The organism is Rhodococcus sp. 7Tela_A2 (genome assembly GCF_049311045.1).
Lineage (GTDB): Bacteria > Actinomycetota > Actinomycetes > Mycobacteriales > Mycobacteriaceae > Rhodococcus.
Map to the genome: position 1 here is coordinate 31,633 of NZ_JAXION010000003.1, position 18,913 is coordinate 50,545.

Sequence of the window (18,913 nt, forward strand, 5' to 3'; positions counted from 1 at the left end):
CGTGGTTGAATTACGGTCGGAAACACACAGGTGTAATTGTCGCCCGAGTGATCCGGGCTTCGAGGAGTGACATGGACGGCGCAGCAGCGCACGATGGGGGCCGGTCCGGTGCAGAGCCCCAGCGCAGTGACGACAAGATCGCCGGCGCGGCTGATCCGAATGCAATCGGAGACGACGGCCTGAGCCGGCGCGACCACGACATTCTGGCTTTCGAGCGGCAGTGGTGGAAGTACGCCGGCGCCAAGGAAGAAGCCATCAAGGAACTGTTCGGCCTCTCCGCGACCCGCTATTACCAAGTGCTCAACGCGCTCGTCGACCGGCCGGAAGCTCTTGCCGCCGATCCCATGCTGGTCAAACGACTCCGTCGGCTCCGGGCGAGCCGCCAGAAGGCACGCGCCGCACGACGCCTCGGATTCGAAACGACGCGTTAGCCGAGCGTCAGCGCGTGAACCGTCGGCCAACTATGGTCGAACGCGTGAGCAGAACCGCCGAGAAACCCAACCGAGCACCGTCGTCGTCGGGGCCACCCCTCCGGGCCTTCGCGATGGTGTTGATCTCCCTCGCAATTCTGTTCGCCGGGATCGGGATGGCGTCACTCGGCGGCTCCGACGACGAGACGACCACCACCGCGAGCAGCGAACCCTCCGAGGCCGCTCCGTCGGCGTCGGCCGCGAGTGCGTTCGGCGGCGCGGCATCGGCGGCACCCAACGCAGCGCAGCCACCCGCTGCGACGTCGGCTGCCCCGGCCACCACCACCCCCGCATCGTCGGCGGCGGCAGCGCCCGCAACTCCGGCGCCCGTCCGCGTCCTCAACAACAGCAACGTCGCCGGCCTCGCCGCCCAGACGGCAAGTCTGCTCGAGGACGAAGGCTTCACGATCGAGGACACGGGCAACTACAGCAACGGCACCGTCGGTATGACCACCGTGTACTACGGGACGACACCCGGCGAGGAGGAAACCGCGCTCGAGGTCGCCGACGCGCTCGGCGTCTCCGCGCAACCTCGCCTTCCGGGACTTGCCGACGAAGCCCCAGGCGTGATCGTCATCGTCGCTGCGTCGTAGACGGACCGACGGTGCCGCACGCGACCGATCGGGCTTTCCGGTAGCAGGGCAGGAGCGGCGCGCGGGGTCCCGGCTATGATCGGTTTACTTTTCGGCACTTCGAAGGAGCGGTTTGATGGTCTCCAGTTCCACCCGTCGCATGTCTTGGCGTGCTCTGGCCCCGATTGTCGCGATCGCTGCCGTCGGCCTGACCGCATGCTCGAACAACGAGGAACCGACCGACGTGCCGGGTACGACACCGCCGGTGTGGACCGGTTCCGCTGCCCCCGGCGACTCCCACGGGGACTCCCACGGCAGCGAATCCGGAGCAGGCGGAGCGCAGGCCGGCAGCGCGCAGGGCGGCGGCGCCGCAGGTGCGGCCACTCTGACCGCCGGCCTGAAGGCGGTCGACGGCGCTGATGCAGGCACCGTGTCCTTCGCCGAACAGGACGGTGGCGTGCAGGTCACGATCGACGTGGAGGGACTCGCGCCCGGCTACCACGGTGTCCACGTCCACGCGGTCGGCAAGTGCGAACCCGAGTCGGTCGCTCCCACGGGTGGCGCACCGGGAGCATTCCTGTCCGCCGGCCCGCACCTGCAGGTCGAAGGCAGCACCTCCGTCCCGGAGAGCGGTGACCTGGTGTCGGTCGTCGTCCACGAAGACGGAACGGCCACCACGACCGTGACCACGAACGCGTTCACCCTCGAGGATCTGCAGGGTGAAGAAGGTACCTCGGTGGTCGTGCACGAGGACAACCTCGGCGCCCGCCAAGCGTGCGGCGTAATCGAGTGACGTTTCCCCGGAGACCGCACACGCGGTAATTCCACTCACAGGGCCTCGCGGGCATGATCGGTTCGCGGGGCCCTTGTGGTTGGATCGAATCGTGGCAGTCGAGTTTCCGGGTTCTCCCCGTCCGACAGTAGGCGTGGAGTGGGAGATCGCCCTGGTCGACAAGACCACCCGCGATCTGTCGAACAGTGCAGCGGACGTGTTCGACTCCGTCGGCAGGATCGCAGGTGAGACACCGCGTCTGACGAAGGAGTTCCTGCGGAATACGGTCGAACTCGTCACCGACGTCCACGACACGGTGGGCGAAGCGGTCGACGACCTCTCCGAATCGCTGTCGCTGTTGCGCCGCGCCGCGGACCCGCACGGTGTCGATCTGATGTGCGCGGGCACCCACCCGTTCGCGCAGTGGACGGACCAGATCGTCACGAGCGCCCCGCACTACGACGAAATGATCGATCGCACCCGCTGGTGGGGCCGGCAGATGCTGATCTGGGGGGTGCACGTCCATGTCGGCGTGTCGTCGCCGCACAAGGTCATTCCGATCCTCAACGCCCTGCTCGTGAAGTATCCGCACATGCTCGCGTTGTCGGCGTCGTCGCCGATCTGGGCGGGATACGACACCGGTTACGCCAGCAACCGGGCACTGATGTTCCAGCAGTTGCCCACCGCCGGTCTGCCCTACCACTTCTCCGACTGGGCGCAGTACGAACGCTTCATCGAGGATCAACTCAAATCCGGGGTCATCAACACTCCCGGTGGGATGCACTGGGACATCCGGCCCGCCCCCAAATGGGGCACGATCGAAGTGCGGGTCTTCGACGGCATCACCAACCGCGCGGAACTGGCGGCACTCGTCGCGTTCGTCCACTCGCTCGTCGTCTACTTCGACGAGTGTCTCGAGCGCGGTGAAGACCTTCCGATCCTGCAGCCGTGGCACGTCAAGGAAAACAAGTGGCGCGCGGCGCGGTACGGGCTGGAGGCGGAGGTGATCCTGGACCCCGAATGTCACGAACGCCTCGTCACCGACGACCTGCACGACCTGCTCGAGCAGATCACGCCGACCGCTGCCCGGCTCGGGTGCGCCGACGAACTGGCGCGGGTCGCCGACATCCCGGTGCGCGGAGCGTCGTATCAACGGCAGCGACGTCTCGCGGAGGCTACGGGAGGCGATCTCGTGGCCGTGGTGGACTCGCTGGTCGACGAACTACGGGCCTGAACGCCCCCCGCCGGTCAGGTTCCGTCGCCGGGGAACTCTTCTTCGAGCAGTCCGTCCCGGCCGAGCTGTTCCCGGTAGGCGATGCGTCCCACCCGGTGCGCGATCACCGGTGCGGTCAGCACCATGAACATGCCGGCGAGCGCCATCATCCAGATATCCACCGACCCGCGCAGGATCAGCATCGCCCCGCCGAGCACGAAGAGGAGCCCGATCACCTGCGGCTTCGTCGCGGGGTGCATCCGCGAGAGGGTGTCGCGGAAGCGCACCACCCCGATCGCCGCGGTGAACGAGACGACTGCCCCGATGAGAATCAGGATGTGGCCGATCAGGTCGAGAACTGTGCTCATTGTTCGTCACGCACCCGGAAGCGCGCGATGGATACCGACCCGATGAATCCGACGAGCGCCAGCGCGACGATCGCGGGCGCGACGGTGGTGTCGCGACTGTAGACCGCCCAGACGGCGAGCCCACAGATCGCGATCGCCAGCAGGGCGTCGACACCGACCAACCGGTCGAGCGAATTGGGGCCGCCGAAGGCCCGGTAACAGATCAGGACCGCCGACACGAACAAGAGCACGCCGGAGATCACCAGCAGCACGGTCATCAGATACTCTCCGTTCCGCTTCGCCAGGGGCTCGGCTGCCATTCGGAATCGCGCTCGAAAGTCCTGATCAGGAGGCGTTCGATCAGTCGTGCCGAACGGTAGAAGTCCGACACCGCGCGGTCGGTGCTCACGTCCAGGACGTGGACGTACACGATGCGGCGCACCTGGTCGATCTCCAGAACCATGGTGCCGGGGATGTTGTTCATGATGTCCGTCCACAGTGTGAGCACCAGGTCGGACTTGATGGTCAGGCGGCAGCGCAGGACACCGGTCACCGGAGGTGGCGCCGGACGGATCGCGAGCCAGCCCACGGACACCGTCGAGCGCATCGATTCGATGAAGATGTACATGCCCAGCCGGACTGCCGACAACAGGTGCACTCTGCCTTCGACGGGAACGCGCGGGAGCGGTAGCAGCACCATGACGATGATCGACACGACCAGTCCGCCGAGGATGTTGGCGATACTGAAGGTGCCCCACAGCAGCACCCACACGAAGGTCATCCAGCCGAGCACGAACAGCCTGACGACGTTGGCGCGTTTCATCATCGTCCGTCACCTCCCAGCACGGCTTCGATGTACACCGAGCGGTCCAGCAGGTTCTCGGCGGCGCGGTGGCTGATATCGAGAAGCGGACCCGCGAACACCGTCAGCGACACGCCGATCGTCACGAGCCAGATGGTCGGCACGAGCATCGCGCGGGGCATCTTGCCCACGTCCTCGCGCTCCTCGAGAAGGATGTCCGTTTCGGATTCGTCGATGAGCGCGGAGGGACCGATGTCGGCGAGTTCGCCCTCGGGAGCGTCGGCGCGGGCCCGCCAGAACGCCTTCGTCCAGATCCGCGCCACGACGTACAAGGTGAGAAGACTGGTCAGCACGCTGCCGCCGACGAGCAGCCACGCGAGAACCGAGCCGTCCTCGGCGCCGGCCTGCAGCAACGCGACCTTGCCGATGAATCCGGAGAACGGCGGGATGCCGCCGAGATTGAGCGCCGGGATCAGGAACAACACTGCGAGCAGCGGGCTGGCGAGGGCGAGCCCGCCGAGGCGGCGCAGCGATGCCGAACCGGCCTGCCGCTCGATCAGGCCGACGACGAGGAACAGGGTCGTCTGCACGAGAATGTGGTGGCCCACGTAGAACACCGCGCCGGCCAGGCCCGTCTCGGACGACAGCGCGATACCGAACACCATGTAGCCGATGTGGCTGACCAGGGTGAACGACAGCAGACGTTTGATGTCGTTCTGGGCGATCGCGCCGAGAATGCCGACGACCATCGTCAGCAGGCCCGCAACCATCAGCACCCCGTCGAGTTCGCCGCCGGGGAACAGCAGGGTGTGGGCACGGATGATCGCGTAGACACCCACTTTCGTGAGCAGCCCGGCGAACACGGCGGTGACGGGTGCGGGAGCGGTGGGGTACGAGTCGGGAAGCCACGACGACAACGGGAACACCGCCGCCTTGATGCCGAACGCGACGAGCAGGACGCCGAAGATCGCCGCACGGGTGCCTTCGGGCACGTCGTCCATCCGGACCGCCATCTGGGCGAGGTTCAAGGTGCCCGTCGCGGCGTAGGCGAATCCCATGCCGGCGAGGAACACCATCGACGACACCATCGACACCATCACGTACGAGACACCGGCCCGGACGCGGTCGGCGCTCGCCCCGATGGTCAACAGCACAAACGATGCCGCGAGAAGTACCTCGAATCCGACGAACAGATTGAAGAGGTCACCGGCGAGGAACGCGATGTTCACGCCCGCGGTGAGGGCGAGGTAGGTCGGCAGGAAGATGGAGACCGGCTGTTGTTCGTCGCCGTCGTGGATGCCCTGCCCGACCGCGAAGAGCATCACCGACAGCAAGACGATCGCCGACACGACGAGCATCAGCGCGGCGAGACGGTCGACCACCAGGGAGATACCGATGGGCGCTTCCCACCCGCCGACCTGCATCACTTCGATGCCGTCACGGTCGGCGAAGTACAGCAGCGCAACCGCGACGACGAGCGTCGCGACCAACGCGAACACGGTGATTCCGCGCTGGGCACGCGGCCGGCGGCCGAGGATCAGGGTGACGGCGGCTGCGAGCAGCGGGATGAGGACGGGTAGCGGGATGAGGGCGGCCGAGGTCAATATCATCGGCGGTCACCCTCTCCGTGTGTGTCGTCGTGCCGGTCGCTGTCCTCGCCCGAACCGCTGGTGTGCGGTTCCGCACCGCTGTGGATCGGGTCGTACGCGGAGTCGGTGGGGTCGTCGAAATCGCCGTCGTGCAGGTCTTCGTACACCTCGAGGTCCTCGATGTTGGTGAGTGCCTCGAGGGGAATCGGGTTGCCTTCGGCGTCGAAGGCGTCGCCGCTTTTGCTGGGCTCGCCGGTGAGCGGGTCGTCGGAGCGGTCGCGCCCCGGCGCTTCCGCCGGACTGCGCCGCCGCGACACCAAGGTGTCTTCGGGGTCGTTCTCGATCTCGTCGCGAGCACGGAACGTGTACGACCGGTACGTCAGGGCCAGCACGAACGCCGCGATACCCATCGTGATCACGATGGACGTCAGGATCATCGCCTGGGCCAGCGGGTCGGCCATGTCCTCGTGCAAGTCGCTCTCCGTGCCGACGATCGGGGCTTTGCCCGACGGGCCGGAGAGCGTGAGGATCAGCAGATTGATGGCGTTGCCGATGAGGAGCAGCCCCAGCAGCATCTTGATGATGCTGCGTTCGAGGAGCATGTAGACACCGCACGCGGCGAACACGCCGACGACGCCCATCAGGGTGAGGTTCGCGGTCATCATCGCTTTGCCCCCACGACCTCGGCGTCGAGTCGCGCGCCGAGACTGCGCAGCACGTCGAGGATCAGTCCGACGACGATCAGGTACACGCCGAGATCGAAGAACAGGGCGGTCACGATCTTGATGTCGCCGAGCACCGGCAGGGTGAACTGCAGGGTCGCCGACGACAGCGCCGGGGCGCCGAGCAGCACGGACACCAGGGCCGTGCCGGCGGCGAGGGTGAGACCGAGACCGAGGATCTTTCCCGCGTCGATGGGAACCGCCTCTCCGAGCTCGTAGCGTCCTCCGGCCAGGTAACGCAGCACGAGCGCCAAGCCTGCGACGAGCCCGCCGGCGAAACCGCCACCGGGGGCGTTGTGCCCGGAGAAGTAGAAGTACACCGACAGCACCATCATGGTGGGAAACACCAGACGGGTCGTGACCTCGAGGACCAGCGACCGGTATCGCGGATCGATGAGGTCACCGCCCAGCAGCCACGTCGTGTCGTTGTTTGCCGATGCCGCATCGAGCTGCGCGGCGGGCGCATCCGACACGCGGGGTGCGGTGCCGAAGCGGCGGGTTCGGAACACCAGGCTGGCGACGCCCGTCGCGGCGACCAGCAGCACCGAGATCTCACCGAGGGTGTCCCAGGCACGGATGTCGACGAGGAGCACATTGACGACGTTCTTGCCGTCGCCCATGTTGTACGCGGCGTCGGGAAGCAGCAACGAGATGGGGTCGGCGCTGCGCGCGGCGACCGCGTAGACACCGATACCCGTCACGACCAGGCCGACGGCGATGCCGAGCAGTGCCCGCGGCAGCCTGCTCTGGGCATCGGTTGCCGGGTCGGACTCGGGAGGCAGCTTCCGCAGCACCAACACGAACATCACGAGGGTGACGGTCTCGACGAGGAACTGCGTCAAGGCGAGGTCGGGCGCTCCGTGCATCGCGAAGAGCAGACCGAGACCGTAGCCGGTGACGCCGACGACCAGAACGCCGCCGAGGCGGTTGCGCAGCACGGTTGCGGTGATCGCGGCACCGGCGACGATCACGCCGACCGCCAGCTCCCACGGGGTGTCCCAGAGGCGCGTCTCCGGCATGGTGCCCACCCCGAACACGAACATGAGAATGGTCGGGAGCAACGTGAGCGTGACGAGGATCGTCGCCTGGGTGAGCGGCAGCGAACCCCGCTGGAGGAAGCCGGTGAGCCGCAGCGACAACAGGTCCATGCCGCGCAGCGTCGCGTCGTACATCCGGTCGGCGTTGCCGAGGGGCGGATGCTCGAACTTGAGTCGCGCGATGGTGCGGTGCGCGAGGAACAGTGCCGTACCGCCCGCGATCACCACTGCCGTGAGACCCAGCGGCAACGTCGGCCCGTGCCACAGCGCGAGATGGTAGGTCTTCGAGAGCCCGGACGGGAGCGTGTCGGCGTAGGGGGTGACCAGCCCGTCGATCCACGACGCGCCGAACCCGGCGGCGAGACCGGCGACGGCAAGCGCGGTGGGCGCCGACATCAGCAGCCACCCGGGGGCGTGCACGTTCTGCACCGCCGGACTCGGGCGCTTGAGTTGCTTGCGGCCGAACGCGCCCCAGATGAACCGGATGCTGTAGGCGAGCGTGAGGATCGAACCGACCACGATGCCGGCGGTGGTGGCCACCCTCGCCCACTCGGGCAGGACGTCGGCGACGAGTGCGCCCTCGAGCGCAGCTTCCTTCGCGACGAAGCCGATGAGCGGTGGTAGCCCGGCCATGCTGGCAGCGGCCAGTACCGCGACTCCGGCGAGCAGCGGCGTCGCCTTGCCGAGGTGGGCGAGCTTGCGGATGTCGCGGGTGCCCGTCGAGTGGTCGATGACGCCCACGACCATGAACAGGCATGCCTTGAACATCGCGTGCGCAATCACCATGGTGAGCCCGGCCAGTGCCGCTTCACGACTGCCGATCCCGACGAGTGCGGTGAGGAAGCCGAGCTGACTGACCGTGCCGAACGCGAGGATCAGTTTGAGGTCGAAGGCCCGGAACGCTCGCCAGCCGGCGAGGATCATCGAGGCGAGACCGAGTCCGATGACGATCGGTCGCCATGCGGCGCTGTCCGCGAAGCCGGGCGCCAGCCTTGCGACGAGGTAGATGCCGGCCTTGACCATGGCGGCGGCATGCAGGTAACCGGACACCGGGGTGGGTGCCGCCATCGCGCCGGGCAGCCAGAAGTGCAGGGGGACCACGGCCGACTTCGACAGCGCGCCGATGAGGACGAGCACGATGGCAACCCCCGCCAGCCAACCGTGCGGAGCAGCCTCCACGACCGCCGACAGGTTGTAGCTGCCCACCATCTGCCCGAGGATGATGATGCCGACGAGCATTGCGAGACCGCCGGCGGTCGTGACCAGGAGTGCCTGCGTCGCCGCACGGCGGCTCGATGCTCGCTCCGCGTAGTGGCCGACCAGCAGGAACGACAACACGGTCGTCAGTTCCCAGAAGGTGTAGAGCAGCAGCATGTTGTCGCTGACGACCAGGCCGAACATCACTCCGGCGAAGGCGACCATCTCCGCGGCGAACAGCCCGAGCCGAGGTTCGTCGTCGTCGAAGTAGCGGGAGCAGTAGAGCAGGATCAGCGATCCGATGCCGAGCACCAGCAGGCACATGATCGAGGCGAGCGCATCGAACCGGAGGTCGATATCCATCGACAGCGAGGTCGCCCACGGGATCTGCACCCGCTGCTCGGTTCCCCAGTTCGCGATGACCCAGCCCAGGCTGCCCAGCGGCACGAGTGCCAGCGGCAGGAAGGCGTTTCTCCCCATGACTCTGACCAGAGACGGCGCCAGCAGAGCGGCAACCGCGTGAGCGAAGAGTATGGCGAGCAAAAGGCACTCCGTCGGGGTCGAGCCAGGCGGCGGTGTCTGACTGTGCGGCGTAACACGTTTGTCAAGAAATACGGCACAATGCCGAAACGCGGGACGCCCCGACATGCGTTCGTTCTGCCTCTAGTAGGCGAAACGGAATGAGTCCATCTTAACGGTTGGCTTCGCACGCTTGCGAATCGGGTGGAAACGCCCTTCGCATCACGTGCCTGCGCGGTTCGCCGAATTGGATGTACCTGTCATCGAATTGGAGAGTCGCCCGGGCACCCGATAGGCCGATCGGGCTACCGCACCTGCCACGCACACGCGCCGACGGTCGCGGCGAGCGCGAGCACGATCCACCGTGGGTCGGCCGGCAACACCCACACCGCTCCGATCACTGCCGCGGCCGGCACGGGGAGCGCGAGCCCCAGCGCCGCGATCGATGCCGATCCCGGCAGTGACGCGGCGAGGGCGAGACCGGTCCCGGCGGCGACGAGCGCGGCACGCACCACGAGCGGAATTCCCTCGCCGATCTCTTCGGGAAACCAGACCGCGGCCACGGACACGACCATCGCGACCGCGAATCCGGCGAGTGGGCTGGGGAAGTACCGGGCGAGACGAACCCCCACGAGTACGGCACCGACCGTGACCAGGAGAACCCACCGAGGTGCGCCCGCCCACAGTTCGACAACGATCGGATATCCCGCAGCGACCGCCCCGGTGGCGGCGAGCACGAACCGGTCGTTGCCCGGCGGGAGGAGGCGGGCGGTGATCTCGGCTGCGATCACGATCGCAAGGAGGGCCACAACCACGACGAGCCACATCCGCACGGCGGTTTCGGCCGCCTGCGACGTGACGAGATCAGCGAGAAGCCGGTAGCCGAGCGTGAGGACACCGGCTGCCACGACCGCGATGACGGACACCCGTGGGTCCAGCCGTTGCACGCGCATCCCGGGCCGGGCGGTAATCGCGGCGCCGACCAGCGTGACGAGTGCGAGCACCAACAGCCACTGCGGCACTGTCCAGCGCATCACCGCGACCGGCACCACCGCACCCACGGCCGCTGCCGTGAGAAAAGCCGCCCCGGCCCCGGCGCCGCGCGCCCCCGGGCCGCGCGCCGACCCCCCCGCCCCGGCGGCCGCCGCGCCCAGCAGCACACCGGTGGTCGCGGCCGCCACGAATCCCACGACGGCGAGCGTCTCGGACGATGCGTCGACCGGAACGATGTACCGCACCGAGCCGAGCACCAGACCGGCACCCGCCCCGATCGCCCACGCGGTCCGCCGCGAACCCGACCGCTGCAGCCCGGTCGCGGCCAGCACCGCGAGCACCGCGGTGATCACCGGCGTGTAGTCGTTGCTCGTACCCGCGGGCAGGACGGAGTCACCGACGGCGAGCACCATGACGGCCGCCGCCGCCGCAGCGACCGCGGCGAGCGTGGACACCGGATCGGCGAGCCGCACGGCCGTCGAGGCGGGAGACACGTCAGCGACCCTCGGCGTACGTGCGCAGGTGCTCGACCTGCACCGGGTCGAGTGACGGACGCACCTTGTCGCGCGCCACGGCCATGTCCTCGGAGGTCACCACCGCGGCATCCACGTTGCGGCGCATCGCGGCGAGCGCGGCCTCACGCAACAGTGCGGAACAATCCGCCGCCGAATACCCGTCGAGTTGCCGGGCGAGGTCCCCAAGGTTCACGTCGTCGGCCAGCGGGACGGACCGGCCGGCCGTTTCGAGGATGGCGGCGCGGGCCTCGGCGTCGGGCGGCGGTACGAACACCAGCCGTTCGAGCCTGCCGGGACGCAGCAGTGCCGGATCGATGAGATCCGGACGGTTCGTCGCGGCCACCACGACGACGTCCCGGAGCGGTTCCACGCCGTCGAGCTCGGTCAGCAGTGCCGCGACGACCCGATCCGCGACACCCGAATCCGAACTCTGCCCGCGCCGCGGTGCGAGTGCGTCGACCTCGTCGAGGAACACGAGCGCCGGGGCGGAGTTGCGGGCACGCTGGAAGAGTTCGCGCACGGCCTTCTCCGACGCACCGACCCACTTGTCCATCAGCTCGGCGCCCTTGACCGCGTGCACACTCAGCTGTCCGGTGCCGGCGAGTGCCCGGACCAGGTAGGTCTTGCCACAGCCGGGCGGCCCGTAGAGCAGCACACCTCGCGGCGGATCGACCCCGAGCCGGGCGAACGAATCGGGATGCTGCAACGGCCACAGCACGGCTTCCGTCAGTGCCTGCTTGGTTTCGACCATGTCACCGACGTCGTCGAGGCTGACGCTGCCGATCGCGAGCTCCTCGGTTCCCGATCGCGACAGCGGGCGGATGACCTCGAGGGCACCGATCAGGTCGTCCTGGGTGAGTTTCGGCTCGTCCGCGGCGCGGCTCGCGCGGGAGGCCGCGCGGAGTGCGGCCTCGCGGCACAGTGCGGCGAGGTCCGCGACGACGAAGCCCGGGGTACGGCCGGCGACTGCCGGCAGGTCGAGGTCTGCCGACGGAACCGTGCGCAGCAGCACCTCGAGCAACGCGCGTCGCGTGGTGCCGTCGGGTAGTGGCAGCGACAGCTCACGATCGCAGATTTCGGGCGCGCGGACCCTGGCGTCGAGGTCGTCGGGATGGGCGGTCGTGACGACGAGTGCGACGCCGGGGGTGTCCACCGCGCGCCGGAGTTCCTCCAGGATCAGCGTGGCGACGGGCTCGGCGTCGGAGGGAAGAAGCGCATCGGCATCGGTGACCAGCAGGACGCCACCACTGCGGACGTCCTGTGCGGCCGCGGCGACGCGGCGCAGGCGCTCGTCGGCCGCGAGCGCGCCGATGCCGGGACCGTCGAGTTCGAAAACCCGCCTGCTCGCGAGGACCGAGCGCACGAACGTCGCTTTGCCGACGCCGGCGGGGCCGGTCACCAGTACGCCCAGGTGCGGCGACGCACCGAGCGTCCGGAGCAGTTCGGGTTCGTCGAGCGCGAGGGTGAGCCATTCGCTGAGCTTGGCGACCTGCGGCTGTACGCCGACGAGGTCTTCCACCGGAGGCGGCGGAGGAGCGGGGGCCGGGTCGGGAGTGCGGGTGATCCCCGCGTCGTGGACGACGGCGGGAGCGGTGCCCCCACCGGTTCCGGCGCCACTTCGCCACGTGACCGCGCTGTTGGGCTGCACGCTCACCGGACCCTGAGGATCGACCGTGGTCACGGTGAGCAGTTCCGACGTCCACGCCACCCCGAACGTTCGGGACAGCGTCCGCGTCGTGTCGGCACTGCTCGTTCCCGGACCGAGGTCACGGGGGAGCAGGGAGACCGCGTCACCGACGGTGAGGACCTTGCCGAGCAGGGCCTGTCGCAACGTGGCGTCGGAAATCGACTGTCGCGCGAGTGCAGATCCGGTGACCGTCACGGTGCGGGCGCCGTACACGGTGACGGATTCGACGACGACCGTGGCGTCCTCACGGAGTCCGGTGTTCGACAGCGTCACGTCGTCGAGCAGGATCGTGCCGGTGGGTGTCCCGGGTGGCGCGAGCCCCGCGACCGCGGCGGTGCGCCGTGCCCCCACCAGCGCGATCGCGTCCCATTCCCGGATCCCCAGAGCGGCGAGAGCCTCCGCGTGGAGGCGGACGACGCCGCGGCGCGCGTCGGCCGCGGAGGTGTTGAGTCGGACGGTCAGCGCGAGTTGTGGAGAGGTCACGCGCCGAGCCTAGAACGTGCTCACTCCCCGCGGGGACGACGCAGGCCCAGGCGCGTCGCCGACCGTGCTGTCGTGGTCACCCGGCGGGCGCCCGCGCGGTGTGGCCGAGCGGCGCGGGTTCGGGCACGGATCGCGCGTCGTTCCGCCGGTTTGATGTCCCATGTCTCGGGCCGCGCCGCGACCCAACGCTTGGATCGGATGGCGAAGGGGATGTGCAGCAGGTAGACGCCCACGAGCACGATCATCAGGACGAACGGGTAGGTGACGAGCGCAGCAGCCGCGACGGCGACGAGGGCGAGGAGCAGCACGGCCAGCCGCGCGGGCACCGATGCGGACTTCATCGCGAGGGTGGGTACCCGGCTGACGATCAGGGCCGCCGATATCAAGGTCCACACCGCGACGAGCGGCATCGACGACCACCAGCCGTCACCCCACTGGATGTAGGCGGCGACCGGAGCGAGCGCGACGAGCGCGCCCGCAGGGGACGGCACGCCCACGAAGTACTCGCGTGCGTACGCCGGCACGCTGTCGTCTTCGAGCAGTGTGTTGAATCGGGCCAGTCGCAGCACGATGCTCACTGCGTACAGCAACGCGACGATCCAGCCGAACGCGCTGCCGTCGAGCAGCGTCACGTACAGGACGAGTGCGGGCGCGACACCGAAGGCGATGGCGTCGGACAACGAATCGAGTTCGGCGCCGATCTTGCTGGTCGCATCGAGCATGCGCGCGATGCGGCCGTCCAGCGAATCGAGGACGGCGGCAGCGCCGACAAGTCCGATGGCGGTGCCGAGTTGTCCGTCGAGTGCGAACTTCACCGCCGACAGACCCGCCGACAACGCGAGAATCGTGATGACACTGGGGAGTAGGCGGACCACCTGCGGCCGGTTACGGGTCTTCCGAACCGGGGCCGGGCGGACTGCCGGACCGGGAGGATTCACGACAGCGGCGTAGTCGGCAACTGCGCGATCACCGTCTCGGCGCCGATTGTGCGCTGGCCGCGCTCGACGAGCAGTGTGCTCCCGGGCGGGAAGTAGGTATCGACGCGCGACCCGAAGCGGATGAGGCCGTACGTGTCGCCGATCGGAAGGGTGTCGCCGATCTGTGCGTCGCACACGATCCGGCGGGCGAGCAGGCCGGCGATCTGCACGACCACGACCTCGCACCCGTCCCGTGTTTCGAGCAGCATGCTGTTGCGCTCGTTCACTTCGCTCGCATCGGCGAGGTCGGCGGAGAGGAACTTGCCCGGCGTGTGCACGACCTTTCGTACGGTGCCGCCGACGGGGCTGCGCTGTACATGCACGTCCAGCACCGACAGGAAGATGCTCACCCGCGGGCGGGGCTCTGTGCCGAGGCCGAGTTCGGCGGGAGGCGCTGCGGTATCGACGAGCGCGACCTCGCCGTCGGCGGGAGCCACGACGACGCCGACCCGGTTCGGCGGTACCCGATGCGGATGCCGGAAAAAGGTGGCTGTGGCAGCCGCAGACGCCAGGCCGGCGCGCCGCACCCACTTGTGGCGGCGGCCGAGAGCGGCTACCGCCAGGGGCGCGGCGACGAACGGGACGCCTCCGGGGTGGAGCGGCGGAATCACGTGCCGGACCAGATCGACGACGTGGGCTATACCGCTGGTGGGGGGTTCTCCGGCGGGGGACGGCTTACGTGCCACGGCTCCTCTTATGTGTCGCGTTCGGTGTGTCGCCACGGCCGGGGGCCGCGGGCTACCCGGCCGCAAGGCCTTGGGCTACCACAGGGTACGTGAGCGACGTCGGGGATGCGCGGAGCCGAAGCGTCAGACGGTGGCTCCGGCTTCGACCTCGTTCTTGATGCGTGCGAGGGTCGCGTTCATTCCCTGGATCATGTCGTCGTCGAACGGTTCGCTGCCCCCCAGAACGTATTTGATGAGGGTCTGCGACACCTTGCTGGTGCCCTGCGGTGCTTCGCGACGCTGCACGATCCGCGTTCCGGTCGCCGTGGGCTCCAGGGTGAACGACCAGATCGACCGGTTCTCGTTGATGCGGAACCGCAGTTCGCGTCCGGGTTCGAAGGCGATGACCTTCGAGGTGGTGGGCCACACGAGCAGGCCCTTCTTGTTGATGTTGATCGTTTTGGTGCCGCGCGCGACGGTGCCACCCCGAATGATCATTTTTCGGCACTGAGGGCTCCACTCGCCCATGCGCTTCAGGTCGGAGATCACACTCCATACGCGCTCGGGTGATGCGGCGATGTCGACGGTGGCTTCGAGGGTCTGGGACACGGGGGACTCCTGTGCTCGTCGGTTCGGTTCCGGTCTACCGGCGCCGATATCTGATACTTCCGGTTACAGATGTGCGTCGATCGTAGCGGACATTGTGTCGCGGGTCACCGGCGCGCCTCCGGGCGTGGCGACGTAGCCGGGTCATCGCAACCGCCGGTGAGGCGAAGGAATGCGCCGAGTTCGGCGAGCGCGTCGGGAGTTGTCGGAAGGCAGTCGGTCAGAACTCCCGATTGCACGACGATCGCGCACCACTGCCCACGCGACATAGCCACGTTCAGCCTGTTCCTCGACAAGAGAAACGACATGCCCCGAGGAACGTCCTCGAGCGCAGACGCGGTCATCGATACCAGGACCACCGCCGCCTGTCGCCCTTGGAATTTGTCGACGGTTCCGACGGGGACGCGCTCGAGACCGGCAGCGGACAGTGCCGTGCGGATGGAGGCGACCTGCGCGTTGTACGGCGCCACGACGAGGATGTCGGCCTCGTCGAGGGGACGCGCCGGCATATCGGGGTCGCCCGTCCATGCAGCACCCAGCAACTTTTCGACCTGTCCGACGATTTCTGTGCTCTCCTCCTCGGAGCAGGTGGCGTTGCCCCGATGGTCGACCCGGACCGTGTGGACGCCGGGCAGCACCCCGTCGAGTGCCCGCGCGGACGTCACCTCTGTCTTGGACAGCAGTCTGCCGTCGTACGACAGGTCGGACACTCGCGCGCAGAGGTCCGGATGCATGCGCCATGTCAGCGACAGGAAGTAACCGCGCTCCGCGGGGAGTGCGCCGTGTCCTTCCGCGAGCCACCCGAGAGCGGATTCGTCCACCGCTTCCGGATGTGTCCCCTGGCTGACCTGGGGCAACTGCTGGGGGTCGCCGAGGAGCAGCAGGTTCTGTGCGGCGCGAGCGACCGCAACCGTGTTCGCCAGGCAGAACTGTCCCGCCTCGTCGACGACGAGCAGATCGAGACTGCCGGGCTCGATGCACGGCGGGTTGGTGAAATCCCATGCCGTACCGCCGACGACGCATCCACCCTCGCTCGCGTTCAGGTACGAGGCCACACTCCGGGCATCGGGCACCGCGGTCCACGCCGGGTCGGCGGTCTTGGTTTTGGCCTTCACCACCCGGTCTCCGGGGACGCCGGCAGCGACGATGCCGTCCAGCATGTTCTCGACCACCGAGTGCGATTGGGCGACCACGCCGATGCGCCATCCGTGTTCGCGCACCAGCGCTGCGACGACCCGCGATCCGGTGTAGGTCTTTCCGGTGCCCGGTGGGCCCTGCACCGCCAGGTACGACTCGTCGAGGTCGAGAACCGCGGCGGTGATCGCTGCCGCGAAATCGGCGTCCTCGACCTCGGGCAGCCCGGCCCCCGACCGGGTACGCGGCGGGATGCGGCGCAGCACGTCCACGGCCGCCGTGCGGGGGAGTGTGGGCAGTTGGTCGCACATTGCCGAGGCGGCCGATTCGATCGCAGCCTCGAGGCTGGTCGACGGGATCGGGCTTCCGGGCGTCACCGCCATCGGCAGCGACGAGTGCTCGTCGCCCTGCAGCAGTTCCTCGACGACGAGCACATCGTGGAAATGCGGGTCGACCGTCCGTTCCACCACCTCGGCGCTCGACCACGACCGAGTGCCCGCGCCTCCGCTGGGCAGTCCCTCCGGGCCGGGAGACTCGTACAGCAGGAACACCTTGTCCTTCGGCCGCAGTGTGCTTCCGGTATCGAAATCGCCGACGAGACGCACACGCCGTCGCAATTTTCGCTGTCGCGGCGTGGCCTTGTGCCAGTCGGCGTCGAGCGTGACCGACGACGCGATCAGGGTGTCGCCGGTGTCGGCCCATTCGTCCGCCGGCGCCGCCAGCCGATCGAAATGCGCCCACCAGAACGGTTTCCGCTCACGGCGGTGGTATCCGAGCGAGGCCGCCATGAGCGCGGCCGCTTGCTGGTCGTGGGTGCGATTGCCCGTCGTTGCGTCGCCCGCGTAGGCGAAAAGACGCGTTTCCTCCGGGCGCGGTTCGGCTTCCGGCCTCGCTTCATCGTGGACAGCGCCCGTCGGCGCGATGCCGTGTTCGCGGGCCCGGTCGAGCAGCCAGTTCCGCAATTTCACCGTGGAGTCGCAATCGGCCTCGTTGTATGCGGCAATGGAGTCGAGCATCTGCTGCGCCCGATCCGACAGTCCTGCGTCGCGCAGGTCGCAGTAGTCGGCGTACGCGACGATCGAGGCACCGGCATCGACCACGTCTCCTCCGCGGCCGTCCATGTACAGCGGTTCGAGCTTCTTGATGCTGTACGACGATGCTCCGATCCGGATCGACCCCCGCACAAGGGGATACAGGTCGACGAGTACGCCGTCACGTAGGAGTTGGTCGACCGCGTCTTCTCCGGCTCCGTGCCGCCCGGCCAGTCGGAGCAACGCAGACTTCTCGTATGCCGCGTAGTGGTAGACGTGCATTCTCGGGTGTTTCCGGCGGCGTTCGGCGACGTATTCGAGAAAGTCGAGCAGCGCCCGTCGCTCGTCGCTGCGGTTGTGCGCCCAGAACGGGCGGAAGGCAAGGGTTCCTGCGCGGCCTTCGACGACTCCGAACAGATACTCGAGCCCCCAGTCCGGGTTGCCGTCCTCGCACCACAGCGGATCGCCTTCGAAGTCGAAGAAGATGTCGCCGTCGTCGGGTGCGGGAAGCGAGCCGAGAGGAGCGGCGTCGAATACCTCGGCGAACGGGGTACCCGTCCGCTCTTGCGTGAGCTGTGCCCTGGCTTGCGCACGCAGCGATCCGAATGCCCGGTGCGACAACCCTTCCACCGGCTCGCTCCGCGCGGCGAGGTCGTCGATGGTCGACACCCCGCCGGTGCGCAGGCGTGCGCGCTGGGTGGCCCGCATCCCCGCGACGAGCAGGAGGTCGCGGTGCGTCCGGAGATGTGAGCGGCACGTGTCGCATCGTCCGCAGGCAGTGTGGTGCCCCGCTTCCCACCGGGCGGGTGCGCCGACGCGGCGGTGCTCGTCGACGAGTGTCTCCAGATGGGCACGCCGACGCTTGTATACCGGGGCGATATCGGCGTACGAGTGGGAGGACACGATTCCTTGACCGAGAATCAGACGGGTGTGCGTGGCGACGGGCACCCCGCTGCCCTCGAGTGCATCGGCGTACGCGGCGAGTTGCAGCAGCGCCTCGACCTTGGCGTGCCGGGAGAGCTTGGTGTCGTATACCGCGTAGGCGTCGCCTTCCCGGACGAGGAAATCGCAGAACCCGACGAGGCGCCCGTCGAAGAACGCGCCCTGGTAGACGACGGGGGCACCGTCGCGGACGGCCGAGAGGGTGGCATGGGCAGCCTCGGCCAGCCCACCTGTCGTGGACTCGGGGCGGGGGATCTCGACGACGCCCGACCCGTGTTCGGCACGGAAATCGGCAAGGATCCGCTGTTCGTGACGACTGCCGAGTCGCGCGGTGCGTTCGAGCATCGGATCGTCGGCAGCCGGAGTCTGCCGCGCGAGCCCGAGAACGGCGTCGAGTTCGCAGAGCACGGCGAACTCGCACGAGGCTGCGGCAGCGAGATCGCGGGCACTGTAGACCAGTACGTTGTCGAGCAGGAACATCGCGCCGCCTCCCCCGTGTGATGTCACCGACTATCGCAGAGACCGCCGACACGGTTGCCGTTGTGTCGGCGCCGTTGCGGTGAGAGCATCTATCCCAAAATGGAGAATACGATTCTTGGGAGGCTCGTGTGACGTCAGACGGAGTGGTCCGGCAGCAGCG

The 18,913-nt window shown here is 68.2% G+C and carries 16 protein-coding genes; 4 read left to right on the top strand and 12 right to left on the bottom strand.

Going from position 1 to position 18,913, the window contains the following annotated elements; genetic code table 11:
• Positions 1 to 71 precede the first annotated feature (71 nt).
• From TVH25_RS01125 to TVH25_RS01140, 4 genes are all read left to right on the top strand, one after another.
• Entirely contained in the window at positions 72 to 431 is a 360-nt protein-coding gene (locus TVH25_RS01125) for a DUF3263 domain-containing protein (protein ID WP_422423175.1), read from the top strand.
• Between the two features lie 32 nt (positions 432 to 463).
• The gene (locus TVH25_RS01130; protein WP_296550314.1) at positions 464 to 1,063 is read left to right on the top strand and encodes a LytR C-terminal domain-containing protein; all 600 of its coding nucleotides are present in this window, start codon (positions 464 to 466) and stop codon (positions 1,061 to 1,063) included.
• A 115-nt stretch (positions 1,064 to 1,178) separates the two neighbouring features.
• Positions 1,179 to 1,835, top strand: a complete 657-nt coding sequence (locus TVH25_RS01135) for a superoxide dismutase family protein (protein ID WP_169619207.1) — start codon at positions 1,179 to 1,181, stop codon at positions 1,833 to 1,835.
• Between the two features lie 91 nt (positions 1,836 to 1,926).
• On the top strand, positions 1,927 to 3,048 hold the full coding sequence (locus TVH25_RS01140; RefSeq protein ID WP_169619208.1) for a glutamate--cysteine ligase: 1,122 nt from the start codon (positions 1,927 to 1,929) through the stop codon (positions 3,046 to 3,048).
• A 14-nt stretch (positions 3,049 to 3,062) separates the two neighbouring features.
• On the opposite strand, the gene mnhG is transcribed toward TVH25_RS01140, so the two are convergent.
• From mnhG to TVH25_RS01200, 12 genes are all read right to left on the bottom strand, one after another.
• Entirely contained in the window at positions 3,063 to 3,395 is a 333-nt protein-coding gene (gene mnhG, locus TVH25_RS01145; protein WP_169651323.1) for a monovalent cation/H(+) antiporter subunit G, read from the bottom strand.
• Entirely contained in the window at positions 3,392 to 3,652 is a 261-nt protein-coding gene (locus tag TVH25_RS01150) for a monovalent cation/H+ antiporter complex subunit F (RefSeq protein WP_169619218.1), read from the bottom strand. Before TVH25_RS01150 ends, mnhG begins: the two co-directional genes overlap by 4 nt.
• Positions 3,652 to 4,197 (bottom strand): Na+/H+ antiporter subunit E, encoded by a 546-nt coding sequence (locus TVH25_RS01155; protein ID WP_169619597.1) that lies wholly within the window; start codon positions 4,195 to 4,197, stop codon positions 3,652 to 3,654. The genes TVH25_RS01150 and TVH25_RS01155 overlap by 1 nt, the downstream gene beginning before the upstream one ends.
• Entirely contained in the window at positions 4,197 to 5,786 is a 1,590-nt protein-coding gene (locus TVH25_RS01160; protein WP_169619220.1) for a Na+/H+ antiporter subunit D, read from the bottom strand. The genes TVH25_RS01155 and TVH25_RS01160 overlap by 1 nt, the downstream gene beginning before the upstream one ends.
• On the bottom strand, positions 5,783 to 6,427 hold the full coding sequence (locus TVH25_RS01165; protein ID WP_422423196.1) for a Na(+)/H(+) antiporter subunit C: 645 nt from the start codon (positions 6,425 to 6,427) through the stop codon (positions 5,783 to 5,785). Before TVH25_RS01165 ends, TVH25_RS01160 begins: the two co-directional genes overlap by 4 nt.
• Complete coding sequence (locus TVH25_RS01170) at positions 6,427 to 9,264, bottom strand: Na+/H+ antiporter subunit A (protein ID WP_169651322.1); 2,838 nt, start codon at positions 9,262 to 9,264, stop codon at positions 6,427 to 6,429. Before TVH25_RS01170 ends, TVH25_RS01165 begins: the two co-directional genes overlap by 1 nt.
• A 281-nt stretch (positions 9,265 to 9,545) precedes the next feature.
• Positions 9,546 to 10,727, bottom strand: a complete 1,182-nt coding sequence (locus tag TVH25_RS01175; RefSeq protein WP_422423176.1) for a hypothetical protein — start codon at positions 10,725 to 10,727, stop codon at positions 9,546 to 9,548.
• A 1-nt stretch (position 10,728) separates the two neighbouring features.
• Positions 10,729 to 12,918, bottom strand: coding sequence for an AAA family ATPase (locus tag TVH25_RS01180; protein ID WP_296550312.1), 2,190 nt, complete (start codon positions 12,916 to 12,918; stop codon positions 10,729 to 10,731).
• Between the two features lie 20 nt (positions 12,919 to 12,938).
• A complete protein-coding gene (locus tag TVH25_RS01185; protein ID WP_296550311.1) occupies positions 12,939 to 13,793 on the bottom strand; it encodes a CDP-alcohol phosphatidyltransferase family protein in 855 nt (284 codons plus the stop codon).
• 59 nt (positions 13,794 to 13,852) lie between these two features.
• Positions 13,853 to 14,581: a phosphatidylserine decarboxylase gene (locus TVH25_RS01190; RefSeq protein WP_296550310.1), complete on the bottom strand. Its 729-nt coding sequence runs from the start codon at positions 14,579 to 14,581 to the stop codon at positions 13,853 to 13,855.
• A 123-nt stretch (positions 14,582 to 14,704) separates the two neighbouring features.
• Positions 14,705 to 15,169: an SRPBCC family protein gene (locus TVH25_RS01195; protein ID WP_169619230.1), complete on the bottom strand. Its 465-nt coding sequence runs from the start codon at positions 15,167 to 15,169 to the stop codon at positions 14,705 to 14,707.
• 104 nt (positions 15,170 to 15,273) lie between these two features.
• Entirely contained in the window at positions 15,274 to 18,753 is a 3,480-nt protein-coding gene (locus TVH25_RS01200) for a TM0106 family RecB-like putative nuclease (RefSeq protein WP_422423197.1), read from the bottom strand.
• Between the last annotated feature and the right edge of the window lie 160 nt (positions 18,754 to 18,913).